At 64.9% G+C, this 13,508-nt stretch carries 9 protein-coding genes; 3 read left to right on the top strand and 6 right to left on the bottom strand.

Annotated elements, in window-relative coordinates; genetic code table 11:
• Positions 1–18: 18 nt before the first annotated feature.
• The 3 genes from ENHY17A_RS00725 (at position 19) to ENHY17A_RS00715 (ending at position 3,407) form a co-directional block, all read left to right on the top strand.
• Complete coding sequence (locus ENHY17A_RS00725; RefSeq protein WP_159709311.1) at positions 19–960, top strand: hypothetical protein; 942 nt, start codon at positions 19–21, stop codon at positions 958–960.
• Between the two features lie 17 nt (positions 961–977).
• On the top strand, positions 978–2,162 hold the full coding sequence (locus ENHY17A_RS00720) for an acyl-CoA dehydrogenase (RefSeq protein ID WP_159709310.1): 1,185 nt from the start codon (positions 978–980) through the stop codon (positions 2,160–2,162).
• 138 nt (positions 2,163–2,300) lie between these two features.
• The gene (locus ENHY17A_RS00715; protein WP_159709309.1) at positions 2,301–3,407 is read left to right on the top strand and encodes a CaiB/BaiF CoA transferase family protein; all 1,107 of its coding nucleotides are present in this window, start codon (positions 2,301–2,303) and stop codon (positions 3,405–3,407) included.
• A gap of 12 nt (positions 3,408–3,419) precedes the next feature.
• On the opposite strand, the gene ENHY17A_RS00710 is transcribed toward ENHY17A_RS00715, so the two are convergent.
• The 6 genes from ENHY17A_RS00710 to ENHY17A_RS00685 all read right to left on the bottom strand — a co-directional run bounded on the left by ENHY17A_RS00710 (position 3,420) and on the right by ENHY17A_RS00685 (position 13,308).
• Entirely contained in the window at positions 3,420–4,214 is a 795-nt protein-coding gene (locus ENHY17A_RS00710) for a DUF72 domain-containing protein (protein ID WP_201296322.1), read from the bottom strand.
• A gap of 76 nt (positions 4,215–4,290) precedes the next feature.
• Positions 4,291–5,793, bottom strand: coding sequence for a UxaA family hydrolase (locus ENHY17A_RS00705; protein WP_159709308.1), 1,503 nt, complete (start codon positions 5,791–5,793; stop codon positions 4,291–4,293).
• Positions 5,790–7,223: a mannitol dehydrogenase family protein gene (locus ENHY17A_RS00700; RefSeq protein WP_159709307.1), complete on the bottom strand. Its 1,434-nt coding sequence runs from the start codon at positions 7,221–7,223 to the stop codon at positions 5,790–5,792. Before ENHY17A_RS00700 ends, ENHY17A_RS00705 begins: the two co-directional genes overlap by 4 nt.
• Positions 7,220–8,638 carry a glucuronate isomerase gene (uxaC, locus tag ENHY17A_RS00695; protein ID WP_159709306.1) on the bottom strand — a complete coding sequence of 473 codons (1,419 nt, stop codon included), beginning with the start codon at positions 8,636–8,638 and terminating at the stop codon, positions 7,220–7,222. Before uxaC ends, ENHY17A_RS00700 begins: the two co-directional genes overlap by 4 nt.
• 135 nt (positions 8,639–8,773) lie before the next feature.
• Positions 8,774–10,429: a family 43 glycosylhydrolase gene (locus tag ENHY17A_RS00690; protein ID WP_443018278.1), complete on the bottom strand. Its 1,656-nt coding sequence runs from the start codon at positions 10,427–10,429 to the stop codon at positions 8,774–8,776.
• Positions 10,426–13,308: a TonB-dependent receptor gene (locus ENHY17A_RS00685; protein ID WP_159709305.1), complete on the bottom strand. Its 2,883-nt coding sequence runs from the start codon at positions 13,306–13,308 to the stop codon at positions 10,426–10,428. The genes ENHY17A_RS00690 and ENHY17A_RS00685 overlap by 4 nt, the downstream gene beginning before the upstream one ends.
• Positions 13,309–13,508 lie beyond the last annotated feature (200 nt).

The raw sequence follows: 13,508 nt of genomic DNA, 5'->3' as shown, positions 1-13,508 counted from the left end.
ACGGGGATAAGGACGCCCATGAGCTTAGATACCGGGACGGACCTGCCGCCCGCCATACCCAGCGAGACCCGCGCCAGGGGCGTCAGCCCGGTGTTGATCGTCGCGATGATCGCGTTCGTCGCAGGACTCGCGCTGATGGCGCTGGGCATGCGCTGGTGGTTGAACGAACGCGCCGAACCCGCGCCGGTCGAAACCGCGCTGACCGTGCCGACCGAACAGCCCTCCCCCAACGATCCCGTCGCGCTTCAGGCGCGGGCAGATACGCTGACGATGCGGATCGCCGAACTCGAACGACGGCTGGACGATGTCGATACGGGCTCTCGCACCGCATCGGGCTTCGCCTCGCGCGCCGAAGGGCTGATGGTCGCGTTCGCCGCCCGCCGTGCGCTCGATCGCGGGCTGGCGCTTGGCTATATCGAGGATCAGTTGCGGCTGCGCTTCGCCGAATCGGAACCCCAGGCGGTCGCGGTGGTGACGAGGAACGCGCGCGAACCGGTGACGATCGGCGACCTGCGCGAGGCGCTCGACACGATCGCGCCCTCGCTGATCCGCACCGATCTGTCCGACGGGTGGGGGCCGGCAAGCCGCCGTTCGCTCGGTAGCCTGATCGTCATTCGCCAGCGCGGATCGCAAAGCCCGCGCCCCGCAGACCGCCTCGAACGCGCCCGCCAGCGCCTGAACGAAGGCCAGGTCGAAGGCGCGATTGCCGAGATCGAACGCCTGCCCGGCGCGAACGAGGCGCAGAGCTGGATGCTGGCGGCGCGCCGGTACGTGAATGCCAGGCGCGCGCTCGACCGGATCGAGACCGCGGCGATCCAGGGTCAGGGCCGGTTGATCCTGCCCGCCGCGCCGCCGATTCAGGTGCCCGATCTCTCCACCATCCTCCCCGGAAACGCAGCGCCGGTCGACGGCGCACCGGCACCGGGTGCCGCCCCCGGCACCGTGCCGCCCACGAACTGAACAAGGACGAATTCGACATGGCAGATATGGGCCGCTTCGACTGGCAGGACCCCTTCGCGCTCGACGCACAGTTGACCGACGAAGAGCGCATGGTGCGCGATTCGGCGCGCAGCTATGCCCGTGAACGCCTGCTCCCGCGCGTCACCCGCGCCTATCTCGACGAGGATTTCGACCGTGAGATCATGCGCGAAATGGGTCAGCTCGGCCTGCTCGGCGCGACCGTCCCGGAAGAATATGGCGGCGCAGGATTAGGCTATGTCTCTTACGGGCTGGTCGCGCGGGAGGTAGAGGCGGTGGACAGCGGTTATCGCTCGGCGATGAGCGTACAGTCGTCCCTCGTGATGCACCCGATCAACGCCTACGGAACCGAGGAACAGAAGCGCAAATACCTGCCCAAGCTCGCCAGCGGCGAATGGGTCGGCTGTTTCGGTCTGACCGAACCCGATGCGGGCTCCGATCCCGGCGGCATGCGGACCCGTGCGGAAAAGATCGACGGCGGATACCGGCTAACGGGCACCAAGATGTGGATCACCAATTCGCCGATCGCCGATGTGTTCGTGGTCTGGGCGAAATCCGATGCGCATGGCGGCGGGATCAAGGGCTTCGTCCTCGAAAAGGGCATGGCGGGGCTTTCGGCGCCCAAGATCGAGGGCAAACTGAGCCTGCGCGCGTCGATCACCGGCGAAATCGTCATGGACGGCGTCGAAGTCGGCGAGGACGCGCTGCTGCCCGAGGTACAGGGGCTGAAAGGCCCGTTCGGCTGTCTCAACCGCGCACGCTACGGCATCGCCTGGGGCACGATGGGCGCGGCGGAATTCTGCATGGAGGCGGCACGCAGCTACACGCTCGAACGCCAGCAATTCGGGCGACCCCTCGCGGCGACCCAGCTCGTCCAGATGAAGCTCGCCAACATGCAGACCGAAATCGCGCTCGGCCTCAACGCCTGCCTGCGTGCAGGCCGCATGTTCGACGACGGCACGCTCGCGCCCGAAGCGATCTCGATCATCAAGCGCAACAATTGCGGCAAGGCGCTCGATATCGCCCGCGTCGCGCGCGACATGCACGGCGGCAACGGCATCGCCGCCGAATTCCACGTCCTGCGCCACGCCATCAACCTGGAAACGGTCAATACCTACGAAGGCACGCACGACGTCCACGGCCTGATCCTGGGCCGCGCGATCACGGGGATCGCGGCTTTTTGAGTTTCGCGCGGGACTGCCCCCCATTTTCCGTCATGCCGGACTTGTTCCGGCATCCACCGGGCCGCGTACGCAACGGACGCGTCGCTTGCCGGACGGTGGACCCCGGCACTTTGGCTGGGGTGACGGATGGGGAATGAGATGAAACCCCTCTCCGGCATCAAGGTCGTCGAACTCGCCCGCATCCTCGCCGGGCCATGGTGCGGGCAACTCCTGGCCGATCTCGGTGCCGAGGTCGTCAAGATCGAACGTCCCGGCGCAGGCGACGACACGCGTCACTGGGGGCCGCCCTTCCTCCACGATGCGGACGGCCACGATCTCGACGCCGCCTATTTCCATTCGACCAATCGCGGGAAAACGAGCCGCGCGGTCGATATCACCACGGCGCAAGGCCAGGCCGAAATCCGCGCGCTGGTCGCCGAAGCCGACGTGGTGATCGAAAACTACAAGGTCGGCGGCCTCGTCAAATACGGTCTCGATCCCGCCAGCCTCCGCACCCTCAACCCGCGCCTGATCGTCGCCTCGATCACCGGCTTCGGGCAGACCGGGCCTTATGCACCGCGCGCCGGGTACGATTTCATCATCCAGGCGATGGGCGGCATCATGTCGCTGACCGGGGAGCCCGACGGCGCGCCCCAGAAAGCGGGCATCGCCTATGCCGACATCTTCACCGGCGTCTATACCGCTGTCGCGATCCTCGCCGCGCTCCGCCAGCGCGACGCGACGGGCAAGGGCGCGCATATCGACATGGCGCTCCTAGATACCCAGGTGGCGGTGCTCGCCAACCAGGCGCTCAACTGGATGGCGAGCGGCAACGTCCCCCACCGCATGGGCAACGGCCACGCCAACCTTGCCCCCTATCAGGCCTTTGCCTGCGCCGATGGCGACCTGATCATCGCGGTCGGCAATGACGGCCAGTTCCGGCGGCTGTGCGCGGTCCTCGCCCTTGATCTCGCCGACGACCTGCGGTTCGCGACCAACCCGGGACGGGTCGAGAACCGCCGCGCAATGATCCCCGTCCTCGCCGCCGCGATCGGGGCCTGGGACAAGGCCGAACTCTACGAGAAACTCGAGGCTGCAGGCATCCCCGCAGGCCCGATCAACACGGTGGCAGAGGTCTTCGCCGATCCGCAAGTGATCGCGCGCGGGATGCAGGTGATGCTGGACGGCCTGCCCGGTGTCGCCAGCCCGATCGTGATCGACGGCGAAAGGATGGTTTCGGACAAGGCGAGCCCGGAGCGGCCTTAAACCATCCGTTCGTCAGCGTTTGACCCGCTCGATCAACGCCTGCGCCGCCGCGGGTGCCTTTTCCTTGGCACCGTTGATCATGAACACGAACACGTCGCGTGCGCGTTTCTCCGCCGCCCCGCCAAATACCGGCAGCCGATCGGGCACGCCACCTTTTGCCCAGACCTGAGCCGCATCCGCCCATTCGTCCAGCTTCGACGGCGCATAACCCGCCGCGAACCGACTTTCCGCATTCTCCAGCCGCGCATAGACGAAATCGCCCGTCACATCGGCGATCGCCGGGTAATCGCCCGACTCGGCGTAGACGATCGCCACGCCCGCTGCCCGGCACAGATCGACAAATTCGGGCACATGAAAACTATCATGCCGCACCTGCACCGCATGGCGCAGCGCTACACCATCCTGTTTCGCAGGCAGCAGCTTCAGGAACCCGGCAATCTCATCCGGGTCGAACTTCTTGGTATTGGCCAATTGCCACAGAATCGGCCCCAGCTTCGGGCCGAGTTCGGTAATCCCCTGACCCAGAAACTTCGCGATCGATTCGCCGCCTTCGTCCAACCGCTTGCGGTTGGTCGCATAGCGCGACGCCTTGACGGCAAACACGAAATCGTCGGGCACTTCCGCTGCCCATTTGGCGAAAGTGTCGGGCTTGAAACTCGAATAATAGGTGCCGTTGACCTCGATCGCGGTCACCGCGCGCGACGCATATTCCAGTTCGCGTCTCTGCGGATGGCCCTCCGGATAGAACACGCCGCCGCGCCACGGTTCGTAGGTCCAGCCGCCAATGCCGATTCGAATGTGAGTCATCTGGCGGAGGATAGCGGGTACGACCCGGCGGGGCAGCCCGGAACTTTCCGTGAAATGTTGGGACGAAGGCGCCGACCTAGAACATCGCCCCCGGCACCCAGGGGACGAATTCCTCACCCCCCAGCCCGCTTTGCTCGGACGCGCTGGGCGTGCCGCTGGCGATGCGCAGGATGAGCTTGAACATCTCGTCGCCCAATTGGTCGAGCGTCACCTCACCCAACAGCAATCGTCCGCAGTCGAGGTCGATATCCTCGGCCATATGCGCGGCGAGCGCGGAGTTGGACGCAATCTTGATCGTCGGCGCAGGCTTCGATCCGAACACCGAACCGCGACCGGTGGTGAACACGACCAGATTCGCGCCGCCCGCGATCTGGCCCGTCGCCGATGCCGGGTCGTAACCGGGCGAATCCATGAAGGTCAGGCCAGGCGCGGTAATCGGCGCGGCATAGTCGATCACCGCGTTGAGCGGGCTCAACCCCGCCTTCGCGACTGCGCCCAGCGACTTTTCGAGGATGGTGGTGATCCCGCCCGCGATATTGCCGGGGGAGGGATTGTTGTTGAGGTCGGCACCGTGCTGCGACGCGTAATCCTGCCACCAGTCGATCCGCTCGGTGAGTTTTTCGGCGACCTCGCCATTGGTGGCGCGGGCGAGCAGCAGGTCTTCGGCACCGAAGATTTCCGGCGTTTCGGATAACACCACCCGCCCGCCCGCTGCGACCAACCGGTCGGCGGCGCGGCCCAACGCGGGGTTGGCGGTCAGCGCGGAATACCCGTCCGATCCGCCGCACTGCATGCCGATGGTCAGATGCGCCGCAGACATCCGGCTACGACGTTCCGCGTTCGCCAGCGGCAGCATCGCCTCCACCGCCGCAATGCCTGCCGCAATGGCGGCGCGGGTGCCGCCGGTGTCCTGAATACCGACCACGCGCAAGCTGTCTGAGGGGGTGAGCCCCGCTTCGCTCAACAGCGGATCGACCTGATTCACTTCGCATCCCAGCCCGATCAGGACGATGCCTGCGAAATTGGGGTGGCGCGCATAACCGGCGATCGTGCGGCGGAGATTGGCGATCCCCTGGCCGTCATGCGCCAGCCCGCAACCACTTTGGTGGGTGAACGCCGCGACCCCGTCGACATTCGCGAAGGGCGAAAGGCGTTCGGGGGTGAAGTGCCGTTCAACCGCACGCGCGACGCTGGCCGAACAATTGACCGACGTCAGGATGCCGATGAAGTTGCGTGTGCCGACCCGGCCATCGTCGCGGAGATAGCCGTCGAACCAAGCGTCGCGCGGTGGCAATGCGGGCGGCACGTCGCGCGCGATCCCCTGAGCCGTGGCTTGTGGCTCGAATGCAAGGTTGTGGACATGGACGTGTTCGCCCGCGCCAATCGCGCGCGTGGCGCGACCGATGACATGGCCGAATTTGCGGACCGGCTCGCCTGCCGCGATGCCGCGCACCGCGATCTTGTGCCCGGCCGGGATGGCGTCGCGCACGGTTACGTCGCCTGCTGTGTCGCCAGGTGCGAGTGCATCGAGGGCGATGGCGACGGGATCGCCCGGGTTCGGGTGTAGCAACCGGCTCATGCCGACTCGCGACCGATCGGAAGGCGCGCGATCGCGGAGCGGAGCGCGGCGCGCAGCCAGTCGGCATCCGACAGGTCGCCGAAGATCGCGCGCACGTCCAACAGGCCGTCGATCAGTGCGGCATCATCGGCAGCGCTTTCCGGAATACGGCCAAGCGCGTCCGCCATCGGATCGTCGATCGCGCGGCCAACGCGTTCCACATGGCGCATCCAAGCCGCGACGCCGGTGATCGCAGCATGCGGATCGATGCCCTTCGCGCGCGCATCGGCAATCGTGCCGAGCAGCCGCTGGGGCAGCTTCTGCGAACCATCCATCGCGATCTGAATCAGCTTGTGGCGCAGCGCCGGATTGGCGAAGCGGGCGAGCAGCGCGTCGGCATAGGCGTGCGGGTCGAGCCCCGCGACTACCGGCAATGTCGTCGCCGCCTCCTCGCGCATCAATCGATCGACCACATCCCGGATGGCGGGGTCGGCGACCGCCTGATCCACCGTTTCATGACCGGCAATCAACCCCAGATAGGCAAGCGTCGAATGCGCGCCATTGAGCATCCTGAGCTTGGCGAGTTCGAACGGGCGAACATCGGCGACGAATTGCGCGCCTGCCGTCTCCCACGCAGGGCGCGGCCCGGCGAAATCATCCTCGATCACCCATTGGCTGAACGGCTCCGCCTTGACCGCGCCTTCGTCGCGCTGCCCGAGCAACGCCTCCACCCGGTCGAGGTCGTCGGGCGTACTCGCGGGGACGATGCGGTCGACCATCGTCGCAGGCGTGCGGACATGCGCATCGATCCAGTCGATCAGGTCGGGGTCGGAGGCGGTCAGATAATCTCGCAGTACCTGTCCCAACACCACGCCATTGTGCGGGAGGTTGTCGCAAGACAGCAACGTCACCGGCCCGTCACCCGCGTCGGCGCGCGCGCGCAAACCCTTTGCCAGATAACCGATCGCGGTCTCTACCGCGCCGCCCGTCAATTCCCGCGCGATGGCCGGATGGTGCGGATCCATCCGCCCGGTCGCGGGATCGTGACAATATCCCTTCTCCGTGACGGTCAGCGAGACGATGTGCGTCGCCGGATCGGCGATCGCGGCGATCACCGCATCGGGCTGTTCGGACGCGACCAGGACGCGGTCCACCGCACCGATCACGCGCAACCGCTCGCCCGCATTGCCGAGTTCGAGCACGGCGTAGAGGCCGTACTGGGGCTCGAGCTGATCGCGCACGCTGGCGGACCTGAGCGAAACGCCGGTAATCCGCCAGTCGCCGCCTGCGCTCGCCAGCACATCATCGGTATAGACCGCCTGATGCGCGCGGTGGAATGCGCCGATGCCCAGGTGGATTATGCCGGTGCCATGTTCGCCCGGATCGTATGCGGGCCACAGAACGCCATCGCGGGCGCTGGCCGACGCCGACCGATCGAGCCGCACGCTCATAATCTATACGCCGCCTTGGCCAATTCGTAGGTCAGCGCGTGGGCCAGTTCGTGCGCCTCGTCCTCGCCGATCCGGTGTTCGGCGACCAGCCGCGCGAGGAACCCGCAATCCATCCGCCGCGCGACATCGTGCCGCGCGGGTATAGACAGGAACGCGCGGGTATCGTCGTTGAACCCGACGGTGTTGTAGAAACCCGCGGTCTCGGTGGTCATCTCGCGAAACCGGCGCATCCCTTCGGGACTGTCGTGGAACCACCAGGACGGGCCGAGCTTCAAACAAGGATAATGCCCCGCCAGCGGTGCCAGTTCGCGGGCATAGACGCTTTCGTCGAGCGTGAAGAGAATGATCGTCAGATCGCGCTCGTTCCCGACCACGTCGAGCATGGGTTTGAGCGCCCCGACATAATCGGTGCGGGTCGGAATATCCGCCCCCTTGTCGCGGCCATAACGGTCGAACAATTTCGCATTGTGGTTGCGGCAGCTACCCGGATGGATCTGCATGACCAGTCCGTCGTCCAGGCTCATCTTTGCCATCTCGGTCAGCATCTGCGCGCGGAAGGTTTCGGCGTCCGCCGCACTCGCGCTGCCCGCTGTCACGCGCTGGTATAGCTGAGCCGCGTCTTCGTCGGACAGATTGGCGGTGGCGGCCGTAGGATGGCCGTGATCGGTCGAGGTCGCCCCGCCCACCTCCGCGAAATAGGCGCGCCGGTTGCGATGCGCAGCGAGATAGCCTGCCCAGGTGGAGACCTCTTCGCCGGTTAGTTCACCGAACGCCTTCAAATTATCGGCAAACCCCTCGAATTCCGGATCAACAACTGCATCGGGGCGATAGGCGGTGATGACACGGCCCTTCCAGCCCGATTCCGCAATCGCGCGGTGGTGGCGCAGATCGTCGAGCGGCCCTTCGGTCGTGGCGATCAATTCGATGTTATAGCGTTCGAACAACGCGCGCGGGCGAAACGCGTCGGTCTTCAGCGCCGCGTCGATGGTGTCGTAATAATGATCGGCGGTCGCCGCCGACAAGGCGACATCGATCCCGAAGCTTTTCGAAAACACCCAGTCCAGCCACATCCGCGACGGCGTGCCTCGGAACAGGTGATAGTTGTTCGCCAGGATGTGCCAGACCGCGCGCGGATCGACGTCGGCGGCACGGCCATCGGCGCGCGGGATCCCCAACGCCTCCAGGTCGATCCCCTGCGAATAGAGCATCCGGAATACATAATGATCGGGCGTGATCAGCAGCGCGGTGGGGTTGTCGAACGGCGCATCCGTCGCCCACCATCTGGGGTCGGTATGGCCGTGCGGCGACAGGATCGGCAGATCGGCGACCCTTTCATACAGCCGCCGCGCGATCGCGCGCGTGCCCGGATCGGCAGGAAACAGGCGGTCGGAATGAAGCTGGAGTTGTTCGGTCACTGGGCGCTTTCCGTTGGACTGAATGGCACGGAGTTCGGCATGATACTCGCTCGCAGGATGATTTGGCCGATAAATCGGTCGATATCGAGCGCAGTTTTCCGATCACGCCCTAAAGGCGATCCCCATGCCTGCCCGTCACGGCAACGCTTCGAACCGAAAATCGCGAAAGCGCGCTTCTCCTTTCCCCGCCGCATAAAGCGCGGGACGCAAGCTGAGAAAGTCATACGCGACATTGTGGTGATAGCCCGATACTTCCATCTGGACGTCGAACTTCTGCCAATGTGCGCCGCCATCGGCGCTGGTGTGGATGGTCAGGATGTTGCGGTCGTTCAACATTCGGATGCGCAGCCTGCGCACGGCGGCGGCGCCTGCCTCACGCTGCCCCGGTATGGCACCTCGCGGGCGTTGCAGGCCGTACCGGTGCATCACCAACCCCTTCGCGCCGAGGCCAAGGCCAGCATAGAGCCGCCGGTTGTAGAATAGCAGCAATCCGGCTTCCGCGCCGTCATCGACCTCGATGTCGCATTCGAACCGGTACGCCTGGTCTCCCGCGATACAGGTGATCGGCGAACAATCGCCGGGGGTCGTACCCTTGGCCTTCACATGCAGCATGCCGCTGTCACGCCGCAGTCGCGACGCTTCGCCCTTGGCCGGATCGTAAAAGCTCCATTGCACCCCGAATTTGTCGGTCGAGAAATCGTCCGACAGCGCTTGGCCGTGCGGCACCGCGTCACGTTCCACTGGCTTTTTGAGCGGTTTCGACAGGTCGCCGCCCAGCGGTTCGATCCAGCCGTCCGGGGTCCATCGAACGGGTTCGAGCAGCGCTTGCCGCCCCAACGTCCAATAGCCGTTTTCATAACCGTGATAGATCATCCACCACTGCCCCCCCGGCCCCTCGAACAGCGTCGCATGACCGCGCGACCACCATTTCTCCGTCGCGCTTTGCGTTCGGATCTGAGGATTGTTGGGCGCGTGCTCCCACTGCCCGTCGATGGTCCGCGACCGCGCCATGATGACCATGTGGCCGGTCGGCGGACCCGCCGTCCCGCCGACCGCGGTGGTCATATAGTAATAATCGCCGCGCCGGACGATCTTCGGCCCCTCGGGCGCAAAGGTTTCGACCACCCAGTCCTCGGGGTAGCGCCACGGGTCATAGACATGCTCGACTCCGCCCACCGTCGACAGCCCGTCGGGTGCCAGCTTCACCCGGTCGCCGCCCGACAGGAACAACCAGCGCGTGCCCTCCTCTCCCACCGCATGGCCGGGGTCAATGTGGAGCGGCAGTTTCAGGTCGATGGGCTCCGACCACGGCCCCTCGATCCGCTCGGCATGGATGACATAGATCGATTTGTAATCGGGAAAGCGCGCCGGGATGTAAACGTAGAACCGGTCGCCATGCTTGCACAATTCGGGCGCCCAGACCGATCCGATCGGGGTCCGAAGCGCCGCGGTGACGGCACGCCAGTTCACCAGATCGCGGCTGTGCCAGATGACGATGCCGGGATAGGCGTCAAAGCTGGAAAAGGTCAGGTAATAATCCTCGCCGTCGCGCAGGATCGTCGGGTCGGGCCGGTCACCCGAGAAGACGGGGTTGAGGAAATTGCCATCGCCCAGATCGGCCTTGCGCTGACCCTCGATCCCCCGCGCCCATTGCATCGCGGTGTGCGGATCGAGCGAAGAGGTGGCGCGCGATCCCTGGTCCGCGCCAAGCGAGAACGCTACACGCGGCAGGGAAATCCCCGCCGCGCCAAGTCCGATCAGGCCGAGTGCATCACGCCTGTCGATGCTCACAATTTAACGCGCGCGCCGAACAATATGGTGCGCCCGAAATGATTGTTCTCATAATTGCGGCGCGCATCGACATCGACCCAACGGCGACGATAGGCGTCGGTCAGATTGGTGCCCTCCACCGACAATTCGACCCAGTCGGTCAGCTTGTAGCGGATCGACGCGTCGACATTGGTGATGCCTTCATAGCCTTCAAAGATATTGCCGGTGCCCGACCCGCCATCGACATAGGGACCGCGATAGGTGACCGAGGTGCGCGCACTGAACCGGTCGTCCTCATAGTATAGCGTCGCGTTGAACGACTCTTTCGACAGGCCATAGAGCGTCGATTCCAACGACTGCGACGGGAGACCGCCGCCGGGCACGATCGCCGGTCCCTGCTGGGTATAGGTGGCCGAGGAATCGACGAAGGTCGCGTTCACGATCCCCCCGAAGTTCGACAGGAACCCAGGCAGGAACGTGAAGGGGGCCTGGAGCGCAAGTTCGATCCCCTTCAATTCCGCACCGGCACCGTTGCCCGTTGTCGCGATCGTCCAAATCGGCTGCGACTGGAGCGCAGGGTTGAGCGCGGCGGGCGACGACGGCACCAACACCGATGCCGGCAGCCCGGTTTCGGTGAAAGTGCCCGTCCGTGTGATCCCGACGGGGAAACTGGCGATGTCCTTTTTGAACAACGCGACCGACGCGATCGCCTGGGGCGCGAAATACCATTCGAACGACAGGTCGTAAGTGGTGGCGCGGAACGGCTCCAGGAACGGGTTGCCGTTGGTCACGCGGAAATTGAACCCGTCGGCCGACCCGCCCGGTGTCAGATTGCCAAGCGACGGGCGCGTGATGACCTTTGCCACGGCGCCGCGGATGATGAAATCGCGGTGCGGAAACAGCGCGACGTTCATCGACGGAAGCCAATCGTCGTAACTACGCTCGACCGTGGCAACGACGCCGCTGTTGATGCCATAGGACGACTGATCGGTGCGGACATAACGCATCCCCGCGTTCGCGGCATATTCCAACCCTGCCAACTCTCCCTTGGCATCGACCTGGAAATAACCGCCATAGGTTTCCTCGACTACGCCGCGGTTATTGCCCGCATCGATGCGAGCCGTGCGACCATAGAGGTTGGTGAAGGCGGTGGCCGCGTCGAGATTGGGGATCAGCCAGCTGTTGCTGTTGCCCGATGGCTGGCCCGCGCGGCCAAGCTGGAACAGTTCGGACAAGGCAGCGGTGACGGGGAATCCATACACCGCGCTGGGTCCGAACGCCGATGTCGGCGAACAAGTGATCGTGCCCAGCACCAGATCCCGCCCGCCATTGCCGCACACCGCGGTGTCGCGCGTGAACGCGGTAATGTCGAAATCATAGCGCCGCCACATACCGCCCAATTTGAGCATATAGCCCTCCGCCACGTCCCATTCGGTGCGCAGTTGCGCGGTGCGGAACTGGTTGATGTTGTCCGAAGGCCGATCGCGGATTTCGGCGAGCTGGAAATTGGCGGGATCGGTAACGCTGGTCCCAAAGGTCAGCCGCGGGAATTCCATGTCGGTATAGTCGTACTGATACCCCTGCGCATCGCGATCGTCGAACACCACCGTCGTCTCGACCGGCACACTGGCATTGGATTTCGAGTAGCCGCCGAGCGCGGTGAAGCGGAAATTTTCGGTAACATCCTGATCCCAGGTCGCGCCGATCTGATAGAATTCGGTTTCGGACTGTTTCAGGAAATGCTCGGTCCTGACCCACGCATCGTTGAGCGTGGCAGAGATCATGTTGCCGTCGCCATCGACCTGATAATCGACGACATCGATCGAGCGTTCGTTCGACCGCAGCAGGACTTCGCCCCATTTTTCGCGGCGATCCTGGTTGAACTTGGAATAGAGCCCGTCGATCGACACGCGGGTCGCATCGGTCGGCGACCATTGGACGCTGCCCGTGATCCCCAGCCGCTCGCGACTATGTTCGACCGCGCCATAACGCGGAATACGCGGGTGGAAGGCAAGCGCCGCCGCATCACAGCCGGCGCTGGGGCGGTAGACGCCGCCGCTGTTCGACGCGCGCACCGTGCTGGTCGCGGTCGTGAAGAAACACGGCACGCCTGCAACCGAATCGAACCGCGCCTGCGCCCAGCGCACGGTGTTGTTGCCCAACTCCAGCGTCTCGGTTTTTTGATAGGCGGCCGACACCGATGCGCCCAGCGTGCCGTCGGGCGACTTCCACGAAATCAGCCCTGCCAGCCGCGGTCCGACCGTCTCCGACAGGTCGTTGTACGATCCCTGCCCCGATGCGACGAAGGTGAAGCCCGTCTTTCCCGCTAGCGGATTGCCGGTGTTTAGATCGACCACCGCGCCGAGCGACCCTTCGTCCAGCGAAGCCTCGGCGGTCTTGCGCACGACCAGCGAACTGAACAGTTCGGACGCGAACACGTTGAAATCGAACGCGCGATCGCGGTTCGACGATGCGCCGTCATGCGAGGTTGCGATCGTCTCCAGCCCGTTCACGCGGACGCGCGTGAATTGCGCGCCCAGCCCGCGAACGGTGATCGCACGCCCCTCGCCGCCGTCGCGCTGGATCGAGATGCCAGGGATGCGTTGCAGCGATTCGGCCAGGTTCTGGTCGGGGAATTTGGCAATGTCCTCGGCAATGATCGCATCGACCGCCGCCACCGATTCGCGCTTCACGTTGAGCGCGGCGTCGAGCGAGGCACGAAAACCGGTAACGACGACCTCTGTGCCGTCCGCTTCCTGAGCGACCTGCGCTTCGGCCTGCGTGACTTCGGGATCGACCGGCGCGCCTGCCTCCTGCGCATGAGCCACCTGCGCCATCACCATCAACGAGGTTGCCCCCATCCATCGCGTCAACATCCGCGCGCGGTTCCGATCGGCCATCTTCTATCCCCTCTCCCGCCGGTCAGCCTTTAGCTGACACCGGTAGTCAAATCCTGCGAGACCCGACGCGAATCGCCGGAGTCTTCGATTTTTCGGGTTGAGGAAGGGGGCGCTGTCGCGCCCGATTTCCGCATCCTCTCGCCGATCTGTCGCGTTTTCGCGATCCGACACCCGTTTTAGTGCTTGAGTAACCGGTGTCA

The sequence above is a fragment of the Sphingomonas sp. AX6 genome (assembly GCF_902506605.1).
GTDB lineage: Bacteria > Pseudomonadota > Alphaproteobacteria > Sphingomonadales > Sphingomonadaceae > Sphingomonas.
This window is presented reverse-complemented; position numbering and strand designations above follow the sequence as displayed.

Coding starts and splice junctions, on each gene's coding strand:
- ENHY17A_RS00700 (WP_159709307.1), bottom strand. CDS start 7,223: ATGAGCGTGCGGCTCGATCGGTCGGCGTCGGCCAGCGCCCGCGATGGC.
- ENHY17A_RS00720 (WP_159709310.1), top strand. CDS start 978: ATGGCAGATATGGGCCGCTTCGACTGGCAGGACCCCTTCGCGCTCGAC.
- ENHY17A_RS00705 (WP_159709308.1), bottom strand. CDS start 5,793: ATGAGCCGGTTGCTACACCCGAACCCGGGCGATCCCGTCGCCATCGCC.
- ENHY17A_RS00685 (WP_159709305.1), bottom strand. CDS start 13,308: ATGGCCGATCGGAACCGCGCGCGGATGTTGACGCGATGGATGGGGGCA.
- ENHY17A_RS00725 (WP_159709311.1), top strand. CDS start 19: ATGAGCTTAGATACCGGGACGGACCTGCCGCCCGCCATACCCAGCGAG.
- ENHY17A_RS00710 (WP_201296322.1), bottom strand. CDS start 4,214: ATGACTCACATTCGAATCGGCATTGGCGGCTGGACCTACGAACCGTGG.
- ENHY17A_RS00715 (WP_159709309.1), top strand. CDS start 2,301: ATGAAACCCCTCTCCGGCATCAAGGTCGTCGAACTCGCCCGCATCCTC.